Genomic DNA, 24,274 nt, shown 5'->3' with positions numbered 1-24,274 from the left:
TCCTCGTCTGGCACCCAACGTGTGCCGCTTCCTGAGCGAGCTGAGCATGGATGGAGTTCCCTGCCTGAGCGCCTTCGATTGGGGCAGGCTGAGCGGATCGCCCTTCCTGCCACGCGTGACATTTCGGATGGGCCCGCATGCGAGGCTGGTGCTCAGTCCCGCGCAGTGGCAGCTTCGGGCCGACACGGTGCAACCGGAGGGGACGGGCAGCGAGGAAGAGCGCTGGTTTGCGGGCTTGCAGCGCTGGCGCGAGCGGTGGCGGGTGCCGCGCTATGTCTATCTGGCTGAGTTCGATAATCGCCTGCTGCTCGATCTGGAGCACCCGGTCATGGTCACCGAGTTGCGGGATGAGCTTGGCAAGCTGCAACAGGATCGCACGCTGACGCTTCAGGAGCTGCTTCCCGACTTTGAACATCTCTGGCTGCGTGATGAGCAGAGCGCTCCCTACTTTTCGGAACTCGTGGTTCCGCTGCTTCGTGTTGCTCAACCAGCCGTACAGGCTGCTCCTCTGACGCCTCGCCGGGCGATCTCGCGGGTCGAGCGCAGCTTTTTCCCCGGGGATCGCTGGACCTATATCAAGCTCTATGCCGCTCCCGGGCAGCACGACGAGCTGATTGCTGGCCCGCTCCGTGCCCTGATTCGGATGTTGCAGGAGCAGCGCCTGCTCGATTGCTGGTTCTTTATTCGCTATATCGATCCTCTGCCACATCTTCGGGTCCGCTGTCGGGCTCGCGGCGAGCAAGCAATTGAGCCATTGCTGCTGGCGATGCTTCGTCACAGTCGCCATCTGGTAGACGCTGGTGTGATCCAGTCGTATGCGCTTGATCCATATGAGCGGGAGGTGGAGCGCTACGGCGGGCCCGAAGCAATCGAGCTGCTGGAGCAGGTATTCTGTCTTGATAGCGCGGTTGTCAGCAATCTGATTGCGGCTCAGCAAGCGCAACGTCTCACGCTTGATCCGCTGGAGATCGCTGTCTTTTCGCTGCACCAGTTCTTCACCAACTGGGGCTATGATATCGATCAGTGTCTGCAATGGCTTCGCAAGCGCACGCAGACCTATGCGTTTAGCGCTGAATATCGCCCGCATCGCCGTGAGTGTTGCGAGCTGCTGGCCCCCTGGGAACCCAGGCCGCCCGCGAATGTTGTGGAACAGCGCGCGCTCCTGCTCACGCTGACGCATGGGCCAAGCGCCGAGGGTGCGGATAGGGGATCAATCGCGCAGGAGCTCAGGAAGCTTGGCGATCAGGTGCGGGAGCTGGCAAGCAGAGGGGGGCTCTGGGTGTCCGAGGAAACGCTGCTCGAAAGCCTGGCACATATGCATAAGATTCGTTTGCTGGATCTGGATCGAGAGCGCGAGCGCCGCCTGTATGCTTTCTGGCGCCACACCCTTGAAAGCATCAAGCGACGGCCCACGAAGCGGTAGCAGCGGCCTTGTGGCAGAAAGGCTGAATGTGCAACGGATCCTGGGCGCTCCCTTCGATAGCTGGAAAGAGAGCGACCGGGCGTTCGCAATGGCGCAGCATGCCTCAGTAGCGAGGAATCTCCTCTTCAACAACGCAAAGGGGAGATTCTCGCTGAAGCGTCCGAGCCATGAGCCTGAGCGGGGTGCTTATCGCGTCTCTGCTTCTATCCAGTCAAGGTATTCCTTCTTGCCCGCAACAATCGGGAGGGCCGTCACTTGAGCGCAGGAATAGGGGTGACTTTCCACAATAGCCTTCTCAACCCGGGGGTACAGCTCCCGGCGCGTCTTGGCCTCAAGCCGCCACTCGTTGTCCTCTTCCTGCTTGCCTTCCCACCGATACACCGATTGGATAGGGAAGAGATGGACGCATGCGGCCAGATGCTGCTCTACCAGCTTTCGCGCGATCGCTTTCGCGACATCCTCTGAATCAACGGTTGTGACAACCACGATATATTCTGACATGTCTTATTCCTCCTATTTCTTTCACTCCTCAACGGCTTCATAGAGCCCTTGCAACGTTGTAGCCATAAGCATCTAGAGTTGGAAGACATCTTCTACTGCCGAAAGAGACGGATCTTTTCCCCACCTCTGTTTTGCCCTGTAGTAGCTAGCTGCAAGCTTGTTAAAATACAAGCGAGAATTGATCTTCCTGGCCAGCTCGGCTGCTTCTACGAGTGCAGCGACATAGGCTTCACGCTCTTCGCGCTGACGCTGAATCTCTGCCTGATAGTATAAAAGATCGACCTTTGTAATGGGTTCCCTCTCCGGATCATTTGACTCCTTTTCCATCGCCTCAAGTGCTCTCGCTGCCTCATCGGGTTGATGAAGAAAGAGACGTGATTGAGCGTCACCAAAGACGTACAGAGAGTAACGGCTTGCGCGTATATACGGGTAAAACGGATCTTCCTCCGGGATCCGGGGATACGATTCGTATGCGAGCCCCATAAATCGCATAGATTCCTGAAGTTGCCCACGCATCGCGTATAGCTCAGCCGCCCCTGCATAAACGCGGCCCTTCAGAAGTGGTGACATTGTAGCCGTAAAGAGCGATTCTGCCTGTTCAAAACACTGTATTGCATTCTTGCTGTGTACGTCAATAAGGAGCGGCTGAGATGAGCAGAGATGAAAATGATAATCAATAAGGCGGAGTAGAGCAGCTATTTGTAGTTCATGGTTTCCTGCCGCTTGCGCATACAGGATAGCTCGACGGCCCGCCATCGCTGCCGCGCTATAGTCTTCCCGATCAGTTGCTACTTCGCATGAGATGATGTAGGCTATTGCTGCGAGCCGCGCTGCTGGTATCTGAAGTGGTCCCGATTGTTGTGCCAGTGCTGCACATTGTTGAAGGTAGAGCGGCAGTATCGCTTCCACCTGCCTGGTATGCCCGCTATAGTATAGGTCTAAACAGGCTAAAACTCCCCTTTCATACATCGAAAGCAAATCATTGGACCAGGCATCAGAAACTGCATTCAGTCCTACAATCCCCATGAGCCTTAAAGCGCTCCGCCTGTTCATATCGTCCTCTTTTGCAAAAAACTCCTGTATTTGTTTGCTGTGGTGGGGGGATATGCCTCTCTTCCCGCACTCCCACTTTGATATTGTGGGTTTATCTACTCCCAGAGCATCAGCTACAGCCTTTTGAGATAACCCCCGCTCTTCGCGGAGTGCTCTCAACATAGCGCCATCCACATTGAACCCCCTATTATTATGTAACAAGCAACCAAAGCCCAGTAATATATGATTCATAGTTTACATTAAATTTGCACGAAATGACAACCTGAATGACAATCCAAAGCCAACTAGAAACGCCTTATTTTTCATGTATGCTTTGTATAGATGCGTGACAACCGGAGCCCAACGCATCGGTACCCGAATGATGAGCCGGTTGTTGTCGCATCCTGCTAGTGGAAGAAGGAAAAGAGGTGATCGTATGCTGAGAGTCAGACTCACCCGAGATCAGCTTGCAGCCATCGTGTATAGCTGTGAGCTCAATCTAGCGGCGCTAAAATCCCCCGTGAAGACGCGGGAACAGGAGCGCCGGGAACAGCTCTTAGACGATTTTTTAGCCCAGGTCTGGGAAGTGATTGAAAGCTCAACGGATACGCAGGAGATGCCCGGTCAGCCGCTCCCCTGAGATGCGTCACGGCTGTAGGCCTTTATGGGGTAGCCAGCCAGATCCGACGCTACCCCCCGCGTACCGCAGAGCTTCCTGAAAGAAGAGGCAGAGGATGCAAAACGAGATACTGATGAGGTTGCTTGACCACCTGGGGCCCGACGACCCCTATAATAAGCTTGTGCAAAGGGCGCTCGAGGGCGAAGAACTCCACCCGTTCGAGGCGAAACAGATCACAGCCATGTGTGCGCGGTTGGCAGGGAAGCCAATGACACCGGAGGATCTGGGATTACAGGTAGCACCAATGCCTCCCCAAATAAAGGAACAGCTCGCCGCGATGGAACGAGAGCTTGAGAGAAACCCGGGGAACAAGGTAGCAAGAGATAGTAGAGACGATACACCAGATATATTCGTAAGTCCACCAACGCCGAGCGAATCCCTCTACGTCGCTCACATCCTGTATGTTACCGGAAGGGCCTGACACGTCGGGCCCTTCTTTTCTTTTGGGCTATGCACAACTCACCGGAAAATCTGTAAATACATATTCTACACAGAAGATGATACACTCCTTTGTTTTGACCGATATTCTCTATGATCAGCCGATCAGTGGGCCCTGGTCGCTCCTTTGTGAGCGAGGTGGCAAAGAAAATGGTTATTTCTGGCTGGCTGTCTCGTCTCATGTAATGGTACATCTCAATCTACTGTTTGCTGTCTAATGAAGGGAGATCTGCACGTGCAAAAGGCAGCGATACCGCTCCTGAGCTCCTGGCAAAATTTCTATGTCATTGTCGGTTCTGCTTCTGTAGGACTGATCAGCCTGATGTTTGTCGTCTTGTCTCTGATTGCATCGAGGAACAAGCGCAAATCGAGCGAGGTGACCGGGGTCTTTGCCACCCCGACGGTGGTGCATCTCTGTGCCGCTTTTCTCATCGCCGCGATTTTCAATGCGCCCTGGCCTGAACTCTGGTATGTTGATCTTGCTCTGGGTATCTGTGGGCTGGCGGGGGTGCTCTACGGCCTCGTCATTTTCTGGCGGGCGCTTCGTCAGTCCAGGTATCAGCCAGAACTGGAAGATTGGATCTGGCATATCATCCTGCCGTTTCTTTCTTATATGGCTCTTTTTGGTGCGTCCCTGGTGATACCTGCGAATGCGGTGCTGGCGCTCTTTATTGTTGGAGCGGTAGCGGTGCTCTTTCTCTTTATCGGGGTGCATAATGCATGGGACAGCGTCACCTATATGATCTTTATTACCGAGGCGCGGCAAGCGCAAAAGGAGCAAGAGCAGAAGGCTGAAGAACTTTCAAGCCTCTAGCGTGTAGGGATAAGGTAAAGTGTAAAATATGGAAGTGTTTTCTCTCGATCCTCATTTTACGGAGGTGACACAACAAGAAATTTCAAGATTCTGTGTATCCAGGGAGAATAGTGGAAGAAGGTAGTAGAGGTAAGGAGAAGAAGAAAAATAGCTGAAGGAGAAAAAAGATCATTTTTCTTTCAGCTAACAAACTGGAGAGGCGTTTATGTTTGGATTGCTCCTTTTCTGATTATCTCTGATGGGAAGCGTTTTGGCGGGAATTGCTCGCATTATTGTGCTCTATCAATTCTGGCATCAGAAGAGGCATCCCGTGGCCCAGGAGACCTGCCGTAGTATACGAAAAATGATGTATGTATGTGCCTTGCTCCTCTGCCTTTTTGGGGGGATACCGGGTTATTTTCTCCTCTCCATGCCCGGTTGGCGGTGCCCTGAGGAATACATCTGTACTCCTCTACCGACGCAACCTCCTCAACCGCCTGGCTGTCCTGAGGGGATGGTCTGTACTCCCAAAGAGCAATAGGGCAGGCTGTGAAAGGAGGAAATAGCAGGGGCAGGTGAAAGCGTGATGTCTGGAGGCGGCAAGAGGCGTGCGTGAAGGCAGTTCCGGCTGCTTGTTCCGCGCTGGCCTGCCGACAGACCCCGCATGCCTCGTCGAGAGCCTCCCGGAAGCGAGCTAGCCAGGGTCCTGCGACCAGGAGGGCGTGAGGCAGGGAAAGCGCGTTAGCTGTCACTCGCTGAGGCGCGCGGAGCAGGTTGAGCTCGATGCAGTACCATCTGCGATGGAAAGGCTTGAAAGCCGTGCGCCTCATAGAAGGGGACGAGGGATTGCTGACAGAACAATGTCACGGTTTCGACCTCCTGAAGTCCGTCGAGCAGTTTTGTCAGAAGGAGGCTTCCCAGGCCTTTGCGCTGGTGATCTGGCCGCACTGCCACATCATCAATGTAGGCGTGGAAGTGTCCATCTGACACCGCCCGGGCAAAGCCTACCAGTTGATCCCCGTCCCAGGCTCCGACTGCCAGCGCGTCCTGAAGCACCCGCGCAATCTTCTCGGGGGTGCGCTGTGGCCACCAGCCGACATGTGTGTACAGTTCGCGGACCGCTCGGGGATCAATGGGGCGCTCGTGATGGAATGCGATCATGATAGCTGTCATTGGTCTGGCTCCTGATCTTTCTGATCGGCTCTCAAGGATGTGATCAGAACGTGTTGTCTCTTGAAGTGCTTGCATGTCCTTCAAGATGGACTGGTCCTTGTCCAAATGCAAGGAAGCTCTCGGAGTATATCAAGTTTGCTTGTGATGGTCAAAGAGCAGGTGTGCAGGCAGGATGAAAGCAGGAGTGGACTCATATGCTCAGTGGCCAGAACGAAGGCCCTCAAGCGCGCGTGGCATCACGACGTGATGGGGAGGGTAAACCAGAAGGTCGAGCCCTCTCCGGGGGTGCTCTCAACGCCTACTTCTCCTCGGTGTTCGGTGATGATCGCCTGGCAGATGAAGAGGCCGAGTCCCAGTCCCTTGCTTGACCCCCTCTGAGAAGAGCTGCCTTTCTCCCCTTGAGAAAAGGGCCGCCAGAGCGCCTTTTGAGCTTCGAGAGAGAGGCCGGGCCCCTGATCGCGTACCCAGATCCGGACCATCTCGTTCTGAAGGGTAAGCCCGATGTGGACCGGCTTCTCGGGGGGAGAATAGCGCAGGGCATTGTTGACGTAGTTGGTGATGACCTGGCGAATGCGGTCGGGATCGGCCTGCACCGTGATGTTCTCCTGCTCGGGCAGCGTCAGTTGAAGGGTGCGTTCTGGAACCAGGACACAGAGATCCGCGATGCATTGACGGAGCAGCGCCACGATGTCGCAGGGCTGCAAGGAAAGCGACAGGGTGTGTGACGTGATGCGTGAGACATCCCGTAAATCATTAATCAGGCGTGTTTGCCCGTCAATCTGGCGGAGGGCATCATCCAGCAGCTTTGGCAGCTCGGTCACAAAGGTTTGCCATTCCTGAGGGAGGTTGTCCACGGTGCTGCTCAGGCGCTTCAGGCGTCGCTGAAGCAATTGAAGAATGGTGCGAAGAACCGTGAGCGGCGTTTTCAGCTCATGGCCAGTGATCCCGAGGAGGAGATCTTTTTGTCGCTCCATAGCTTTGTGTGCGGTCATATCCAGCACGAATAAGAGCGCAAGCGGTACAGGCCCTTCCCGCCGAAAGGTTGTCCCGCCCATCAGTACCGGGACGCGTCTGCCCTCTTTGCTCACAAGCTCTATTTCATAAGGAGGGAAACGGTCCGTCCGCGCCAGTTCCTCCCGTAGCTGCATCACTCTATCCTGATTGTAGGAGGGTATCAGTTCTGTCCACTGAAGGGAGCCCGCTTCAAGGTCCGCTCGACTATACCCGACAAGGGAAAGAAACGCGTCGTTCGCCTCATAGATCCGGCCCCGGGCGTCGATGACGAGAATCCCGAGAATATTGGAGTCGACCAGGCCACGCAGGCGGGCCTCACTCTCCTGTAGGGCCTGCTGGATACGTTTGTTTTCGTCGATATCGGTTGCCGTGCCAAACCATTTTATAATATGTCCCTGTGCATCAGTAAGAGGCAGAGCGCGTACCAGAAACCAGTGATAGAGGCCGGTCTTTCCCTCCCGAACGCGATATTCAATCTCGTAGGCCTGCCCTGCCTGGATGGCGGCATGCCAGGTTGCCAGTGCTCTGACCTGGTCATCGGGATGGACGAGCTGGAGCCAGCCATCTCCTTTCAACTGATCGTAGCTTGCTTGCAGATACGTAAAACAGCGCTGGTTGAAATAGTCGAGCCAGCCATCAGGCCGGGCGGTCCAGACCAGATGGGGAATCGTCTCCGTGATGATCCGAAGCGCTTCGTGGCTCTTGTACAGCGCCGTTTCTGCTTGTTTGCGTTCGGTGATATCGTGAATATAGATGGCGATGCCCTCGCGCGAAGGATACACACGGACCTCCACCCATTTATGCAAGAGCGGGTGAAACGCCTCAAAGGTGACCAGTTGTTGCGTGCGTAAAGCCGTGCGATAGCCGTGTTCAAAGGGCGTGCCAAGCAGCTCGGGAGCTGCCTCCCAGAGGCGCCGTCCCAGTATGGCCGCGCGAGGTTTACCGAGGGCTGTTTCTATCCATGCATTGACATAGGTAATGCGCCACTGCGAATCGATATGAACCAGGCCATCGGTAATGCTCTCCAGCAGGGTGATTGCCCATTTGTTTTCTTCCTGGTGTTGCGCCACAATGTCAACTCCGGCAAGGCAAAAAGCTGGTCGCTTGAATATCTCTGTCTTTTCATTATAGATGAGGGATCAACGTCAAGTATAGGGGAACCGCCTCCCATGAAGCTGCGGGATCTATGGAGCCGCCTGTCAGGTGCGATCCAAACGGGAGCGTGAACCGGGGCTCCGATCCGCAAGGGAGTCCTGCCGCTTGCGATTGGATCTTCAGGCGCGGAGAACGTTCTACATGCTAGAGGAAGAGGGGGTGAAGGCGCTGTAAAGTCCATCCTCTTTGTGCTGATGGGGCTCCTGAAGCCGCTCTTGTGTGGTATGCTCGTGTATTGAGCTCATCACTATATTGCGAAAGATGCAAAGAAATGGTATCTTTGTCTTATCCCCGATTCAGAAAGCGTCTGGCATCAGGAACGAAGCTGCTGGCAACGACCACAACGGTCCAGGCGCGCAAGTATGAGATTTCCTGTTCTTTTTCTGGTTTTCTCTCTGGAAAAGAGGTATACTATTCTCTGCAACAACTGTGAAAGATATGGTTCATCAACGGACCAGTATTGTCGTCCTATTCCTGTTCTGCTGCCACCGGGAACCTTCCATTCCCTTTGTCTGGTGCCTCGCTTGAGATGCCTGTTTTCTCTTTCAGCGTCTCATGAGCCTGCTCGCTTCTGAGCCATGAGAGCGCCAGCATTTCCTGTATTTCTAGAGTAAACAAAACAACAGAAGATAGACAAGAGACTGTTCCTACTATCTATAGAGTGAAGGAGACGCCTCATTGGGCTACACGAGTGCTATTCCTGAACCGGGCCAGCTTGTAGAAGTGCGCCGCCGCCGCTATGTCGTCGTAGACATTGTACAGAGCACGCTTCCTTCTTCGGGAAAGCAGCATCTGGTCACGCTTTCTTCGGTCGAAGATGATGCGCTTGGCGAAGAGCTTCAGGTGATCTGGGAAGTTGAGCCCGGAGCCACGGCCATCGAAAAGACGCCGCTCCCTGCACCCACCGCAGGGTTTGATACTCCGCAGCGCCTGGATACATTCCTGAATGCGGTGCGCTGGGGAGCCGCTTCCAGCGCCGATATAGAGGCCATTCAGGCGCCGTTTCGCAGCGGCATTGATCTGGAAGATTACCAGCTTGACCCGGTCGCGCGGGCGATTCGGATGCCCCGCGTTAACCTGCTGATCGCCGATGATGTTGGTCTCGGCAAAACGATTGAAGCCGGTCTGGTCATTCAAGAGTTGATTATCCGCCATCGCGCCCGCAAGATCCTGATTCTCTGCCCCGCACCGCTTCAGGTGCAGTGGCGCGAGCAGATGCGCGACAAATTCGGCCTCGAATTCCGCATTATCGATAGCAAGACGGTCAGCGAGCTGCGGCGAGAGCGTGGTCCCTACGTCAACCCGTGGAGCCACTTCCCGCGCCTGATCGCCTCAACCGAATATTTCAAGCGCGAGCGCCCGTTCCGCCTCTTTACCGAAACCCTTCCGCGTGAAGGAGAGTCGGTCTATCCCCGCAGCTATGACCTGCTGATCGTTGATGAGGCCCACAATATGGCTCCGTCCGGGCGCGGCAAATATGCGACCGATTCGATTCGCACGCGGGCGCTGCGCCGGATTGCGCCTCACTTTGAGCATAAGCTGTTCCTCTCGGCCACCCCGCACAACGGTTATCGGGAGAGCTTTACCGCCCTGCTTGAGCTGCTGGACAACCAGCGCTTCGCTCGGGGCGTCGAGGCCGATGACAGGCAGTTGCGCACCGTGATGGTACGTCGTCTCAAGTCCGAGCTGGAAAAGCGGTGGGACGGCTCGCCGCGCTTCTCTCGCAGAAAGGTGGAGCCGATCGAGGTGCAGTATACCGACGAAGAACGGGAGATCCATCGCGCCCTGCAGGAATACACGCAGGAGCGGCTCAAGCGGCTGCGAACGAATGGCGATCAGCAGGCACACTACGCGATGGAGTTTGTCACCAAGCTGCTCAAGAAGCGCCTGTTCTCCTCCCCGAAGGCCTTCCTGTTGACGCTGCAAAAGCATATGGACACGCTGGCACACCCCGACCGCAAAGAGACCGTCTCGCGTCGGCCACAGATGGGCATTTTGCGGAAACGGCTGGAAGAGATCGAGGAAGAGGACCTTGATGACGAGACGCTCAGCGATACAACCGCGGAAGCGCTGGAGATCGCGGCCTCGATGCTGACCGATATCAGCCAGCGCGAGCGCGAATTGCTCGACGTCATGCACCGCTGGGCCGAGCAGGCCGCGACCAGACCCGATAGCAAGGCACAGGAGCTGATCCGCTGGCTGCATGCCACGATCAAGCCCGGTGGTCGCTGGTCAAGGGAGCGCGTCATTATTTTTACGGAGTTTCTGGATACGCAGCTCTGGCTCTATAACCTGCTGGAACGGGAGGGCTTCACCGAGCGTGGTCCCGACGGTCAGCGGCGCGTGCTGCGCCTGTATGGCGGCATGGAGACCGAGGAGCGCGAGCAGATCAAAGCGGCCTTCCAGGCAAACCCGGATGTTGCCTCGGTGCGTATCCTCCTCGCGACCGATACCGCTTCCGAGGGTATCAACCTGCAAAACTACTGTTCGCGCCTGATACACTATGAAATCCCCTGGAATCCGAATCGCCTGGAACAGCGCAACGGGCGTATCGATCGGCACGGGCAGCGGGCCCCGGAGGTGCTCATTCACCATTTTGTGTCGAGTACCTATAAACAGGCCAGTAGCGCCACCCGCAGGGATCAGCTTGATGATGATCTGGAGTTTCTGGGAACGGTGGTTGAAAAGCTCAAGCAGATTCGGGAGGATCTGGGCAGCCTCGCCCCCGTTATCGCCACGCAGGTCGAGGAAAAGATGCTCGGCTATCGGCGCACGCTGGATACCACGAAGGCGGAGCAGAATCTTCCCTCGAAGCGGGTGAAGGCGTTCGAGAAGAAGCAGCGCGACGAGCTCAACAAGCGTATCAAGCAACTGGAGGAGCAGCTTGGGAAAGAGCGGGATAAGCTGAAGCTGTACCCGGAAAACATTCAGGCCGTAGTTGAAACCGCGCTGGAGCTGGCGAAGCAGCCGCCCTTACGCAAGCGCATCCTGAAAGATCCGCACGGGGTCTATCCGCCAATTGAGGTCTTTGATGTGCCCGAACTCAGTGGCAGTTGGGCGCGGTGCACCGAGGGGCTGGAACACCCGTTGATGCGGGACCAGCGGCGACCGATCGTGTTTGATCATGCTCTGGCTCGCGGGCGTGATGATGTGGTGCTGGCTCACCTGAACCATCGCCTGGTGACGATGTCGCTGCGCCTGTTGCGGGCCGAGGTCTGGTCACAGGGCGATCAGCGCTCGCTCTATCGCGTCACAGCGCGAATAGTCCGGCATCATGCGCTGCGCACTCCGGTGGTGGTGGCCCATGCGCGCCTGCTGATTCTGGGAGGCGATAACCAGCGGCTGCACGAGGAGCTGATTGTTGCGGGCGGCGCTCTGACCGGCGACGGCTTTAAGTCAATGGATGCCGATCAGCTTCAGGATGTGCTGGATGCTGCCGGAGATAACCCGGTCTCCGCGCGCGTGCAGGAGAGCATTCGCAGGCTCTGGGATAGCCATCGGGACGCGCTGGCAGAGGCGTTAGAGCGGCACATGAACAAGCGAATGCGCAGTTTAGAGCTCACCCTGAGGAAGCGCGAGGAGCAGGAGAAGCTCGATATTACGACGGTCCTGCGCGAGCTGCAAACCAGCATTCGGAAAGAGATCGAGCCGCGCACCGGGCCGGCTCAGCTCATGCTGGAAGGCTTCTCTGACGCTGAGCGCGAGCAATATAAACGCGATGTGCAGGCGCTTCAGGAGCGTGCCGACGCGATCGATGGCGAGATTGAGGAAGAGGTGAAGCGCATCCAGCAGCGGTTTGCCAATCCTCGGCCGCGCCTGTTCCCGGTCGCTGTCACCTATCTCTTCCCGCCTCATCTGGCATACTAGGAGGCTGGCGCATTCTCCGCTGGTGGGGAGTGCGCCCCGGTTCTATTTCATTATTCCTGTGGAAAGGATGCTGTGGCGTATCTATGGCTACTGAGACTCCAGCACGGCAACATGCCACCTGGCTTTCATTGATCGATATTTCCGGCCCATTTCTCAGCACGGCCGTTCTGCTTGAGGTGTTCAAGCATGGCCTTGACACGCGCTCCGATGAGGTGGAGGTGCGCCGCCGCCTGCGGACCGCGTACGATGAGTGGGCCGACAATCAGGAAGGGCTTCACCCTGATCGCGGGATTCATTATCAATGGTTGCGCTTCGTGCTGACCGATGTGTTGAATTTCCGCCCCGAGTATCTGCGTGAAGGTCAGCAGATCACGGAGAACCTTCGCTATACGGTGAAAGAGCATGGCGAAACGCTGTTCCCGGATCTGGTGATTCAGGCTCCCGATGAAGCGCAGCCGCGCCTGCTGGTGCAGCTCTACCCGATGCGGCAGAATCTCGAAAAGGCGGTCACGGACTCGGTCTGGAAGGTGTCGCCGGCGACGAAGATGATGGAGCTGTTGCGCGGGACCGGCATGCGGCTCGGCCTGGTGACGAACGGGCGTTCCTGGATGCTGGTTGACGCGCCCCCGCAGGAAACGACCGGCTACTATACCTGGGATGCCACGATCTGGACCGAGGAGCCGATCACGCTCCGCGCCTTCTACAACGTGCTTGGCATGTATCGCTTCTATGGCGTGCCGGATGAAGAGACGCTGGAGGCGCTGCTGAGCAAAAGCGCGGAGTCGCAGCAGGAGGTGACCAACCAGCTTGGCGATCAGGTGCTGCGGGCGGTCGAGCTGCTGATCAAGACGCTGGATCGGCTCGACAAGGACAGACAGCGCACCCTGTTGCAGGATGTGGACGAGAAGACGCTGTACGAGGCGGCGCTGACGGTCATGATGCGGTTGGTCTTCCTGCTCTCGGCGGAGGAGCGCGGCCTGCTCTGTCTGGGCGAGGCGCTCTACGACCAGAACTACGCGATCTCGACGATGGGCAAACAGCTTCGCGAACAGGCCGACCAGCAGACTGAAGAGGTGCTTGGTCTGCGCTACGATGCGTGGAGCCGCTTGCTGGCGCTCTTCCGTATGGTTTATGGTGGCGTTGACCACCCGGATTTGCGCCTGCCTGCCTATGGCGGTCATCTCTTTGACCCGGATCGCTTCCCCTTCCTTGAGGGGCGCCCGCAGAAGACAAGCTGGCGCACCACTCCGGCGCATCCGCTCGCGATCGATAACCGCACCGTGCTCTACCTGCTGGACTCGCTGCAATACCTGCGGGTGCGCGAGGCGGGCGGCACCGAGCGACGCCGCCTCTCGTTCCGGGGTCTCGACGTCGAGCAGATTGGCCACGTGTATGAGGGCCTGCTTGACCATACGGCGAAGCGCTCCACGACGACGATTCTGGGCTTGCTGGGTACGAAAGATGCCGAGGCCGAGACGACGCTTGAGGAGCTGGAATCCCACGCCGCGAAGGGCGAGGAGGCGCTGCTTGCCTATCTGGCTGAGCTGACGAAGCGTGGCGTGTCTCCGTTGCGGAAGGCGCTGCACCAGACGCTCGACGATCCTCAGGCGCGGAGCCGCTTGATGGAGGCCTGCGACAACAAGCAGGATATTTTCTCCCGGGTGCTGCCCTATGCCGCGCTGTTGCGCAAGGATAGCCTGGGCAACTATGCGATTGTCACGCCCGGCTCGATCTATGTGACCAAAGGCGCCGAACGCCGCCAGACCGGGACGCACTACACGCCGCGCAGCCTGACCGAGCCGATCGTGAAGCACGCGCTTGATCCGCTGGTCTATGTTGGCCCGGCGGAGGGCAAGCCCGAGGAAGCATGGCAGCTCAAGTCGGCTCCCGAGTTGCTGGAACTGACGATCTGTGACATGGCGATGGGCTCGGGTGCGTTTCTGGTGCAGTCCTGCCGCTATCTGGCCGAGAAGCTGGTAGAGGCCTGGGAGCGCGAGGAGCAGCGTTTGCGTCAGGATGGGCGGAAGGTGCTGGTCATCACCGATTCCGGCGCGCTGACGATCTCGCAGGGGGAGTACAGCGAGCTGCTGCTTCCGAACGACATCGAGGAGCGGTTAGCGCTGGCCCGGCGTATGGTGGCCGAGCGCTGTCTGTATGGCGTGGACAAGAATCCGATGGCCGCCGAGATGGCGAAGCTCTCGCTCTGGCTGGTCACGCTGGCGCGGGAGAAGCCCTTTACCTTTCTCGATCACGCCCTGCGTCACGGCGACTCGCTGCTTGGCGCCTCCGATCAGCAGCTAGAGAACTGGTCGCTGGTGAACGAGAAGGGCGAGCCAATGAGGCCATTTGTGCATAAGAGCATTCAACGGCTGTTGCAGCTTGTGTTGGAGCTCCGCAAGCAGGTTCGTGCCCTTAGCTCTAACACGATCAAAGATGTTGAGAAGAAGGAACGTTTGCTGCGTGAAGCGGATCAGGCGCTAGAGATTGCGCGTCTGGGTGCTGATATTCTGGTCGCGCACAACATGGATAGCAAGAAGAAGCGCGCGGTCAAGGCAGACGACCTGAGCATGTCCTTCATCCCGGTTGCGGAAGGGTACATTGAGGGGATCAAGAATCGTCTGACAGAGGAAGGCAAGCGGTCGAACCGTGAAGCATATAAAGAGCTCCGGGCGGAGGCAGACAAGCGGCTGAAGGGGCGTAAGCCGTTCCACTGGCACCTTGAGTTCCCCGAGGTCTTCCTGTACAGGAACGGTGATGCCGGTTTCAGTGCCATCGTAAGCAACCCGCCGTTCCAGGGAGGGCAGAAGATCACTGGCGCTCTGGGCACCGATTATCGCGATTATCTGGTGAAATATCTGGCGAAGGGGAAGCATGGAAGTGCTGATCTGTGCGCCTACTTCTACCTGCGGGCAACGGGCTTGCTACAACAGAGGGGAATGGCTGCACTTGTTGCGACGAACACGATTGCGCAGGGCGCCACCCGTAAAGTCGGTCTGGACCAGCTTGTTGAGGAGGGTATCACGATTCCTCGTGCGGTTCCTAGTCGTCGCTGGCCCGGTGACGCCGCTTTGGAAGTTGCGTATGCATGGTTGTACAAAGGGGACTGGAATGGGCTCTGTGTCCTCGATGACAGGGAAGTGATCAGTATCACTCCTTATCTGACTGCTCCCGGCAAGGCGCAGGGGAAGCCGCTTCCGTTGCTGGCAAATGCACAGAAGTCCTTTATTGGCTCTTTGGTGCTGGGTATGGGTTTTGTGCTTGAGCCAGAAGAGGCACAGGCACTGATTGCAAAGGATGCGCGGAATAAGGATGTGCTGTTCCCGTATTTAAATGGGAAGGATTTGAATTCTCAGCCGGATCAGTCACCAGGCCGGTGGGTCATTAACTTCCACGATTGGCCTCTTGAGAAGGCACAATTATATCCTGATTGTTTGGATATTGTTATTGAACGAGCAAAGCCAGAACGGGATGTGAATAATGATCGGAAAGTGAGAGGGAAATGGTGGCAATTTAAGCGTCCTACCATAGATCTTTACTCCACCATCGCTCATATGCAGCGGGTGATAGTTGTACCCTTGATATCCAAGCACTTGATTTGTGTTTTAGTGCAGAATAGTATGGTGTTCTCACATAAGGTTGGAGTTATTGCGGATAGCTCTATGAGTACTTTTGCATCTCTACAGAGCACGTTCCATTATGTTTGGGTTCGGCAGTATAGTTCTACTCTTAGAGATGCTGGTATAAACTATTCGCCTACAGATTGCTTCCAGAATTTTCCCTTCCCTCGTTCGCTTGACGGGCTTGACGACATCGGGAAGCGCTACCATGAGCATCGGCAGGCGATCTGTTTGAGGCGGCAGGAAGGGCTGACCGATGTCTACAACCGGTTCCACAACCCGAAGGAGAAGGCTCCCGATATCGTCGCGCTGCGTGAGCTGCATCGGGAGATGGATGAGGCCGTTGCGCGCGCCTATGGCTGGACCGACCTTCGGCTTGAATATGGTTTCCACGAGACCGCGCAAGGGCTCCGCTTCACGATCTCGGAGCGGGCGCGTCTGGAGGTGCTGGATCGCCTGCTCGAATTGAACCATCAGCGTCACCGCGAGGAGCAAGCCGCCGGGCTCGTCGATGAGACCGGTAAGCCCACGAAGAAAGGAAAAGCATGGCTCGAACAGCGCAAGAAGCAGGCCGCGAACGGGCACAATGGTCACCATCCCGCCGCGCACCCCTCCAGGAGCGGCAACGAGGCCGATGACGACAAGGAGGGCGATAGACAAAACGGCTATCGACAGCAGGACCTCTTCGGCTCCGAATACGAGCAGCCAACCCTCTTCTAGCACACAGATCGAGCAACCAGAGAGGATATCACACGTTATGACGGCACAACGCCAGCTTTTGATCAAACCAACATTTCTGCAAAACATGCTCGCGCTGCCGGGCAAAGAGCTGCATCAGATCATGGAGAAGGTCAACATGCTCACCGGCGACCCCGAGCCAGCCGGCAAAGTGAAAGTGCCCTTCCAGCGCTACTGGCAGCAGGGCATCAGGCTCTATCGGCTCCGCGCCGGGCACTATCGCGTGTTCTACACCTTCGACAAGCAGTATGTCGCGATCTGGACGCTGCGGCGGCGCGACGAGAGCACCTACGAAGACGAAGTCGACCTTGAAGACGACGAGCTGACACCCGAAGAACTGGCGGGGCTGGAGCAGGCCGCGGCCAACGCCAGACAGCGCCCCGACTGGGATGCGATCATTGCGAAGATGCAGCCAAAAGAGGAAACGACGCCCTTCCCCGAGCCGATCACCGAGGAACTGCTGACGCGGCTGCGTATCCCGAAGATCTACCATGCCCGCCTGCTACCGCTCAAGACGCGAGAGGCATTGTACGACTGTCATGGCCTTGATGATGAGACGATCCTGCGCCTCGACGAGTACATGTTCGAGAAGCCAATAGAGCTCATTCAGCAGGAACCTACCCTTCAGGCGCTCGGCGGCGTTGATGACCTGCTGCGCTACAAAGAAGGCGAGCTGCTCGACTTCCTGCTGAAGCTCTCGCCCGAACAGGAGCAGTACACGCGCTGGCCGCTCCACGCAAGCGGGCCCACGATGGTCAAGGGTGGTCCCGGCACAGGCAAGAGCACCGTCGCCCTCTACCGGATTCGCTCTCTGTTGCAGCAGCTCTTGCAGGAGAAGTCCACCGCCGCGCCGCGTATCCTCTTCACCACCTATACGAACGCGCTTGTGAAGTCATCAATGCAGCTTCTACAGCAGCTTCTGGGTGACTCGATGCGCTATGTCCGCGTGCAGACCGCCGACACTATCGCGACCGATGTGCTGCACAAAGCGCACGCCTATAAAGATATCCTCGATGAGAAGACCTTGCAGGAGATTCTGCACAAAGCGGTCGCCGAGGTGCGTTTTGAGGGGAGTCCGCTTCAGCAGCGGGCGCAACGGCAGGCCCTCATCCGCATGGGGAACGACTACCTGCGGCAGGAGATCGACACGTTTCTTGTGGCGCGCGAGGTCGAGAGCCTGCTAGAGTACCAGTGCATGGCGCGAACCGGGCGTAAGTATCGCCTGAACGGCTTGCAGCGTGAAGCAGTCTGGCGCGTCTATGAGCGCTGGAAAGAGCTGGTAGAGGCCACCGGTCAGGAGACGTGGCAACAGCGCCGGGTGCGGGCCGCTCGCCTGATTGACAGCCTGCCGTCCTACAGGCGCTATGATGCCGTCGTGATTGACGAGGCGCAGGATCTTGAGCCGGCAGCGCTGCGGCTGCTTGTGAAGCTCTGCAAGGCCCCAAATCGCCTCTTTATTACAGCGGATGCCAATCAATCAATATATGGAAGCAGCTTCTCGTGGAAGGAAGTGCATCAGGATCTCAATTTCCAGGGGCACACCAACATCCTCAAGGCAAACTATCGCTCCACACAGGAGATCGACGAGGCGGCGCACTCCTATCTGACCTATGGCGCGCTGGAGCCCATCGAGTACACCACGCACTATGTCAACTCCGGGCCCATGCCTGATGTGCGTGCCGTGTTGACCGCCAATCACGAGATTCAACTGTTGAAGGATTTCTTCACCCGGGCCTGCAACGCGCTCCGCCTGACACACAGCTCATGCGCGGTGCTCTGTCCGAGCGAGGGAGAGGGACGGCAGATTGCGAACGATCTCCGCGTTGAGGGGTTAGAGGCCACCTTTATGAGCGGCTCAGATCTCAACCTCAAGCGCCCGGGTATCAAAGTGCTGACCCTCAAATCCGCAAAAGGACTTGAGTTCCCCGTTGTTGCCATCGCGGGCTTTCTCAGCGGGCGCTATCCGGTGATAGACGAGCAGGCTCCTGAGGATGAGCAAGCCGAGATGCTGGCGCGGGAGCGGCGCACGATGTATGTGGCGATGACCCGTGCAATGCGTGCCCTGCTGGTTGTCGTGCCCGCACAGCACGAGAACGAGCTTTTAACCGGCTTCGATTCTACCTACTGGAATTTGAGCAGTAAGCAGTAACGAGCAAGGAAGGATGCAACGGTGCAGATAGTTCAACTCCCACCGCAACTGGACGCGGTTGACCTTGTTGCGCTCAACGCTGGCCTTCGTCGAGGCGAGATCACCTTGAACTGGGAAGCCGTCACGGAGGTCACGCAACCCCAATTACTGACCCTCTTGCGTGGGGTCCATCTCGATGAGGTTTCGGAGCTGATCGGCGAAGAGAGCATGTCTCCCGCCGTTCAGCAGGCTCTTGCAAGCGCCCTGGATCGGCTGGAGGAGCTGGAAGATGAGGACGAAGACGCCGAACCGACAGTGCGCAAGCCGATGCTGCAGGCGACCTACGACACCCCGGAAGTCTGGCAGCCGGCGCCGGAACCCGAAGAGGAGTTCGATTTTCAGGAAGAGGATGGGATAGTGTTGCCTCAGAGGCCGCCCGAGGTGCTCGAGCCCGTGTCACAGAAGCAGATACGGGATGATCTGATTGAACATGTTATGCGAGATCTGCTCGGGCCGCGTGGGGGGCCGGAAGAGGAGATTCCCCCCTCCGAAACGCGTGTGCGTGAATACTATCTGGTTGGCGTACTGGCTCCGGATAACGTGCAGAGCCTGCCCGAGGAGATCGATGAGCTCGACTCGGCTGAAGAGGGCGCTGACGAGGGGGCCGAGGAGAAAGATGCCTCGCAAACGCCGACCCTGATGCCCTCGTCGATCGGGATGAGCTTCTGTGTTGATTTCGCGGCTCGCTCGCTGCTGATCACCGCGCGGTGGGCCCAGTATACGCGGATCCAGAGCGAAACCTATACGCAGAAAGATGGGAGCCCCGCAATGGTCTGGAAGCGCCAGCCGCGCGGCGGCACGTCGAAGCTGCTTCCCTTGCGCGAGGGGCAGATTGATCCCTGGGTCCCCGATCCGGAACAGCCAAACGTCTACGTCAAGGGTCTGGTTCGGCGAGGTGAATACAACTGGACCGTGACGCTCTATCTGGTCAACGGGCAGGAGGAGCCGAAAAAGCTGCGTGACCGGGCCTGGATCTTCCAGCCTGAACTGATCGTCGAGGAGCCGGAACATCGCCCGTTCTTCCAGCAGCGCAAGCAGCCCAACACGCGCGAGACGGACGATATGAAAGCGATGTCCATGCTCTATCGCGATAAGGTCAGCTTCGCGATCGGCCACGGCGTCAGCGTGCATGCTGAGACCGATAAGCTGGACCCGACCTGTGCGATCAAGCTTTCGACGACCTTTATTCCGCGCTACGAGGTGGCTCAGACCGAGGCTCCCGGCGTGGACGAGCTGCCCGCGCTGCAAGGGCTGGTCCTGGATATGCAGAAGCTTGCTGAAGCGCAGCCGGAAGAGCTTCCGCAGATGCTTGAGCCGCTCTGCTGGGCCTATGAGCGCTGGATCAAGGAGCAGGAAGACCGCGTTGCCAATCCCGGCTTGCATCGCCTGAGCGGGTTTGAGGATGTGGCGTCCAACGCGTTGAAGCAATGTCGCATGACGCTTGAGCGCATTCGGGAGGGCGTGGCGCTGCTGGGGACCGATGCCGACGCGGCGAAAGCCTTCGCGTTCATGAATAAGGCGATGTGGTTGCAGCGCATCCATACGCTCTACTCCGAGGCGCGCCGGCAGGGGAAAGAGTGTCAGTTGATCGATTTTAATATTGAACAGAATCGCTCGTGGCGTATCTTCCAGCTTGCCTTTATCCTGCTGAACCTGCCCGCGCTCAGCAATCCTGAGCACCCGGACAGAAGCGAGTCCCCCGAGGCGATCGCGGACCTGCTCTGGTTCCCGACCGGTGGCGGTAAGACTGAAGCCTATCTGGGCCTGACCGCGTACACGCTGGCGATTCGGCGGCTTCAGGGCGAGGTGGCCGGGCGCTCCGGGCTTGATGGCGTGGCGGTCATCATGCGCTATACTCTGCGCTTGCTGACGCTGCAACAGTTCCAGCGCGCGGCGGGCCTGATCTGTGCCTGTGAGGTGATTCGGCGCACCGAGCCGGAGACCTGGGGCGAGACGCCGTTCCGCCTGGGGCTCTGGGTGGGCAACCATTCAACCCCGAACACAACCGAGGAGAGCGCACGAATCTGTACCGATGAAAAGAGCGGGAGCTACCCATCAGGCAGCGGGAGCCTGGAGCAGCTCACCCATTGCCCCTGGTGTGGTTGCCAGATTCAGCCGCGTGTCAATATCGAGGTGGAGACGTTCGCGAAGGGACGCGGGCGCACCCTGATCTATTGCGGCGATGAGACCGGCAGGTGCATCTTCTCGAAGCGACAGGCCCCGCAAGAAGGGCTTCCGGTGCTGCTGGTCGATGAAGAGATCTATCGTCTGCTGCCCGCGCTGTTGATCGCCACAGTCGACAAATTCGCGATGCTGCCGCACAATGGCGCGACACAGATGCTCTTCGGACAGGTTGACAAGCGCTGTCCGCGGCACGGCTTCCGCTCGCCCGACCTGAAGGATGACGATAAGCATCGCAAGGCGAAAGACTATCCCGCCGTTGAATCGGAATGGCACGCGCCGCTGCGTCCGCCTGACCTGATCATTCAGGACGAGCTCCATCTGATCTCAGGGCCGCTGGGGACGCTGGTTGGCCTCTACGAGACGGCGGTTGACGCGTTGAGTACCTGGGAGGTGAACGGGAAAAAGGTGCGCCCGAAGGTGGTGGCCGCCACCGCGACGATTCGTCGAGCCGATTATCAGGTGCAGTCGCTATTTATGCGCAAGGTGCAGGTTTTCCCGCCTCAGGGCATCGATAGCAAGGACAACTTCTTTGCTCGCCAGCGCCCGCTTGAAGAGAAGTATGGCAGGCTCTATATGGGAGTCTGCGCCAATGGCCGGCGCATGAAGGCGGCGCTGATTCGCGTCTATCTGGCCTTCCTGATCGCGGCGCATCGGCTCTTCCTCAAATATGGTGAGGCGGCTGATCCCTGGCTGACGCTTGTGGGCTATTTCAACTCCATGCGTGAGCTCGGAGGCATGCGCCGCCTGATCGACGATGACGTGAGCACCCGGTTGCGCTCCTACTCAAAAGAATTGGGAATGGGGCGGCCAGTCGTGGAAGAAATGACCTCGCGCAGGCATTCCAGCGATATCCCGAAGCTGCTGGCTAAGATCGAGAAACCGTACCCGCTCGATGGGAAGGGGCGCGTTGATGTGCTGCTGGCGACGAATATGATTTCGGTCGGCGTGGATGTGAAGCGCCTGGGCCTGATGGTGGTTGGCGGCCAGCCGAAAACGACGTCGGAATATATTCAGGCGACGAGCCGCGTGGGCCGCAGCACGCCCGGACTGGTCTGTGTGGTGTATAACTGGACGCGCCCGCGTGATCTCTCGCACTTCGAGCAGTTCGAGCATTACCATGCAACCTTCTATCAGCAGGTCGAGGCGACCTCGGTGACGCCGTTTGCGCCCCGGGCCTTAGATCGCGGGCTGGCGGCTCTCTTAATCAGTCTGGTGCGGCTGAGCGGCACGGAGTACAGCGAGAACGGCAAGGCGGCAACCGTGATCGAGGAGGGTGACGCCCTGTTTCAGCGGGCAATCGAGACGATTGTGCGACGCGCCAATGCGGTCGAGAACAGCAGCGTAGAGGAGCGGATCCGCCACGATCTGGACGTGTTGCAACGATACTGGCGCAAGCTTGCTCATCATTCGGTCCTGGACTATAGCCTGAAACGGGATGGCAAGCAGGCGCTTATCAAGATGCCGAAGCCGGGCGAAACGGACCCGCTGTTTGTGTGTCCGACGTCGCTGCGCTCGGTGGAGCCAAACGTGCACCTGAAGATGTTGGATCTGACAGAAGATATGACCCTTACCGGTCAGGAGGGGGAGAGCGCCGAATGAAGGATAATCGAAAAGGATACTATGTCGGGGATGTGCGCCCGAGCCAGTTGATCTATACCTATGGGGTTGGCTCTATCATCGATTTACCGCATATCTCAACGATGATCCTGGGACTCGATCACTGGGATACGCATGATGTGCAGGAATTGCATGAAGAGCGACTGCTTGCCTCGGTGCAGAAGGTGCTCGGGAGACAGGTCAAGCAGCTCCTGACGCCACCGCTGTCCGGTGACACCTCTCGCCCACGCGGGGATATTCAGCACGGTGTGCCTGTAGTGCCGTTCCCGCGTTATATGCGTTGTACGCTCTGTAACAGGCTGGCCCCGGTCGAGCAGTTCGACTGGGAGCCAGATCGCAGGCGTCCCGAGCGCAGCCGCTATGTCCATAAGAATTGTAGCAAAAAGAGGGAAGGCCCCGGCCCGATGGTGATCCCGGCCCGCTTTATGATTGCCTGTGAGGCGGGGCATCTGGACGATTTCCCGTGGTATGACTTTCTGCATGGTGAGCGTGCCTGCAATGCTGAACTGTACCTGGAGGAGCGGGGCGCGACCGGTGAAACCACTGACATCTGGGTAAAATGTATGACCTGTCAGGCCAACCGTCAGCTTTTAGAGGCATTTACCTCGAAGGAAGATGAGAAAAAGCGTGCCTATACGCCGGTGTGCCGTGGGCGTCGCCCCCATCTGTGGGATTACGAGAAGAAGGGGTGTCGGCTTGAGGCGAAACCGATCCTGCTTTCGGCCTCGAACTCGTGGTTCCCGCTGGTGCTCTCCGCGCTCTCGCTGCCAAAGCCCGTCCTCGGCCTTGACGAGCTGATTGAACAACATTGGGAAGATTGGCAACTTGTGACTGAACAGGGCCACATTCGAGTGTTTCGCGGAAGGTACACGCTCTATTACGCTGACTATAGCGATGAAGAGATCTGGCAGGCGATTCAGAAGCGGCGCGGTGATACTGTTGAGGAGCGAGAGATCACAATAGCTGATTTGAAGGTGCCCGAGTGGGAGGTGCTTTCACATCCCGAGAGCGCCCCGGAGGGACCGGATTTCAAGATCAGGCAGGCCTCGGAGTTCCCGGAGGAGTATAGAGAGCAGATCGAGAAGGTGGTGCTGATCGAGCGCTTGAAGGAAGTACGTGCGCTCACTGGCTTTACGCGGCTGGAATCGCTGAGCGACTACGCCGAAGATGAGAAAATCCCCCGGGACCATATCGCGCCGATTTCGCGGAAGCCGACAACCTGGGTTCCGGCCAGCGAGGTGCGAGGCGAGGGAATCTTTATTCAGTTCAATGAGGAGGCTATTCAGCGCTGGCTGGAACGGGATGCTGTTCGCAAGCACGAAGCGCACTTCTTCGGGCTGCACACGCAATGGCGGAAGCGTCGCGGCCTCCCGGAGCCGGAAGAGAACTTTCCCGGCTTGAGCTATGTCTTGCTGCACACGCTCTCGCACGCGTTGATGCGTCAGTTAACGCTGGAATGTGGCTATGCGGCGGCCAGCATTCGCGAGCGGATCTATGCAGGCGCTCCCGATGGTACGTCGATGGCTGGCATTCTGCTGTACACCGCAGCTTCTGACAGTGAGGGAACGCTTGGCGGCCTGGTAAGCCTGGGCGAGAACCTTGAGTATTATCTTTACAGCGCGCTAGAAGAGATGGGCTATTGCGCCTCTGACCCGCTCTGTGCGGAGCAGATCGATCGTTCGCGAGCCGATGAGCGTACCGTGCATGGAGCGGCCTGTCACGCCTGCCTGTTTGCACCTGAGACCTCGTGTGAGCGTGGTAATCGCTATCTGGATCGCTCGGTACTGGTTCCCACCATCACACGTGATGATCTGGCCTTTTTCAAGCAGCGTTCGCAGTAATAGCGATAGAAAGA

Annotated in this window: 14 protein-coding genes and 1 pseudogene; 10 read left to right on the top strand and 5 right to left on the bottom strand. The window is 57.8% G+C overall.

Annotated elements, in window-relative coordinates; translation table 11 throughout:
- Positions 1–1,423: thiopeptide-type bacteriocin biosynthesis protein (locus tag EI42_RS16095; RefSeq protein ID WP_211326204.1), on the top strand; the 1,423-nt coding region annotated here is incomplete at its 5' end.
- A 186-nt stretch (positions 1,424–1,609) separates the two neighbouring features.
- Here EI42_RS16095 and cutA read toward each other — a convergent pair.
- The 3 genes and pseudogenes from cutA to EI42_RS34700 form a co-directional block, all read right to left on the bottom strand.
- A complete protein-coding gene (cutA, locus tag EI42_RS16090) occupies positions 1,610–1,924 on the bottom strand; it encodes a divalent-cation tolerance protein CutA (RefSeq protein WP_111323644.1) in 315 nt (104 codons plus the stop codon).
- Between the two features lie 72 nt (positions 1,925–1,996).
- A complete protein-coding gene (locus tag EI42_RS16085) occupies positions 1,997–2,977 on the bottom strand; it encodes a hypothetical protein (protein ID WP_246046257.1) in 981 nt (326 codons plus the stop codon).
- Between the two features lie 27 nt (positions 2,978–3,004).
- Positions 3,005–3,139: pseudogene (locus tag EI42_RS34700) on the bottom strand (helix-turn-helix domain-containing protein); the annotation flags it as partial.
- A 253-nt stretch (positions 3,140–3,392) separates the two neighbouring features.
- On the opposite strand from EI42_RS34700, the gene EI42_RS16080 reads away from it, so the two are divergent.
- From EI42_RS16080 to EI42_RS16070, 4 genes are all read left to right on the top strand, one after another.
- On the top strand, positions 3,393–3,596 hold the full coding sequence (locus EI42_RS16080) for a hypothetical protein (protein ID WP_111323642.1): 204 nt from the start codon (positions 3,393–3,395) through the stop codon (positions 3,594–3,596).
- A 94-nt stretch (positions 3,597–3,690) separates the two neighbouring features.
- On the top strand, positions 3,691–4,056 hold the full coding sequence (locus tag EI42_RS16075; RefSeq protein WP_111323641.1) for a hypothetical protein: 366 nt from the start codon (positions 3,691–3,693) through the stop codon (positions 4,054–4,056).
- A 76-nt stretch (positions 4,057–4,132) separates the two neighbouring features.
- Positions 4,133–4,291 carry a hypothetical protein gene (locus EI42_RS32580; protein WP_170142675.1) on the top strand — a complete coding sequence of 53 codons (159 nt, stop codon included), beginning with the start codon at positions 4,133–4,135 and terminating at the stop codon, positions 4,289–4,291.
- 17 nt (positions 4,292–4,308) lie between these two features.
- Entirely contained in the window at positions 4,309–4,887 is a 579-nt protein-coding gene (locus EI42_RS16070) for a hypothetical protein (protein ID WP_111323640.1), read from the top strand.
- A gap of 720 nt (positions 4,888–5,607) precedes the next feature.
- Here the strand turns inward: EI42_RS16070 and EI42_RS16065 are convergent.
- Both EI42_RS16065 and EI42_RS16060 read right to left on the bottom strand, forming a co-directional pair.
- Positions 5,608–6,039, bottom strand: coding sequence for a GNAT family N-acetyltransferase (locus EI42_RS16065; RefSeq protein WP_170142674.1), 432 nt, complete (start codon positions 6,037–6,039; stop codon positions 5,608–5,610).
- A gap of 236 nt (positions 6,040–6,275) precedes the next feature.
- Positions 6,276–8,123, bottom strand: coding sequence for a PAS domain-containing sensor histidine kinase (locus tag EI42_RS16060; RefSeq protein ID WP_111323638.1), 1,848 nt, complete (start codon positions 8,121–8,123; stop codon positions 6,276–6,278).
- Between the two features lie 763 nt (positions 8,124–8,886).
- On the opposite strand from EI42_RS16060, the gene drmD reads away from it, so the two are divergent.
- The 5 genes from drmD to drmB all read left to right on the top strand — a co-directional run bounded on the left by drmD (position 8,887) and on the right by drmB (position 24,260).
- Positions 8,887–12,075 (top strand): DISARM system SNF2-like helicase DrmD, encoded by a 3,189-nt coding sequence (gene drmD / locus EI42_RS16055; RefSeq protein ID WP_111323637.1) that lies wholly within the window; start codon positions 8,887–8,889, stop codon positions 12,073–12,075.
- A gap of 83 nt (positions 12,076–12,158) precedes the next feature.
- On the top strand, positions 12,159–16,412 hold the full coding sequence (locus EI42_RS16050; RefSeq protein ID WP_211326202.1) for an Eco57I restriction-modification methylase domain-containing protein: 4,254 nt from the start codon (positions 12,159–12,161) through the stop codon (positions 16,410–16,412).
- A gap of 37 nt (positions 16,413–16,449) precedes the next feature.
- Positions 16,450–18,579: a UvrD-helicase domain-containing protein gene (locus EI42_RS16045; protein WP_170142673.1), complete on the top strand. Its 2,130-nt coding sequence runs from the start codon at positions 16,450–16,452 to the stop codon at positions 18,577–18,579.
- Positions 18,580–18,600: 21 nt separating this feature from the next.
- Positions 18,601–22,401, top strand: a complete 3,801-nt coding sequence (gene drmA / locus EI42_RS16040) for a DISARM system helicase DrmA (protein ID WP_111323635.1) — start codon at positions 18,601–18,603, stop codon at positions 22,399–22,401.
- A complete protein-coding gene (gene drmB / locus EI42_RS16035; RefSeq protein WP_111323634.1) occupies positions 22,398–24,260 on the top strand; it encodes a DUF1998 domain-containing protein in 1,863 nt (620 codons plus the stop codon). The genes drmA and drmB overlap by 4 nt, the downstream gene beginning before the upstream one ends.
- Positions 24,261–24,274 lie beyond the last annotated feature (14 nt).

Source organism: Thermosporothrix hazakensis, from assembly GCF_003253565.1.
GTDB classification, from domain to species: Bacteria; Chloroflexota; Ktedonobacteria; order Ktedonobacterales; family Ktedonobacteraceae; genus Thermosporothrix; species Thermosporothrix hazakensis.
This window is presented reverse-complemented; position numbering and strand designations above follow the sequence as displayed.

Excerpts from the sequence above, each read along its gene's own strand:
- EI42_RS16075 (WP_111323641.1), top strand. The coding sequence starts at position 3,691 with ATGCAAAACGAGATACTGATGAGGTTGCTTGACCACCTGGGGCCCGAC.
- EI42_RS16045 (WP_170142673.1), top strand. The coding sequence starts at position 16,450 with ATGACGGCACAACGCCAGCTTTTGATCAAACCAACATTTCTGCAAAAC.
- EI42_RS32580 (WP_170142675.1), top strand. The coding sequence starts at position 4,133 with ATGATACACTCCTTTGTTTTGACCGATATTCTCTATGATCAGCCGATC.
- EI42_RS16050 (WP_211326202.1), top strand. The coding sequence starts at position 12,159 with ATGGCTACTGAGACTCCAGCACGGCAACATGCCACCTGGCTTTCATTG.
- cutA (WP_111323644.1), bottom strand. The coding sequence starts at position 1,924 with ATGTCAGAATATATCGTGGTTGTCACAACCGTTGATTCAGAGGATGTC.
- drmB (WP_111323634.1), top strand. The coding sequence starts at position 22,398 with ATGAAGGATAATCGAAAAGGATACTATGTCGGGGATGTGCGCCCGAGC.
- EI42_RS16085 (WP_246046257.1), bottom strand. The coding sequence starts at position 2,977 with ATGAACAGGCGGAGCGCTTTAAGGCTCATGGGGATTGTAGGACTGAAT.
- EI42_RS16080 (WP_111323642.1), top strand. The coding sequence starts at position 3,393 with ATGCTGAGAGTCAGACTCACCCGAGATCAGCTTGCAGCCATCGTGTAT.
- EI42_RS16065 (WP_170142674.1), bottom strand. The coding sequence starts at position 6,039 with ATGACAGCTATCATGATCGCATTCCATCACGAGCGCCCCATTGATCCC.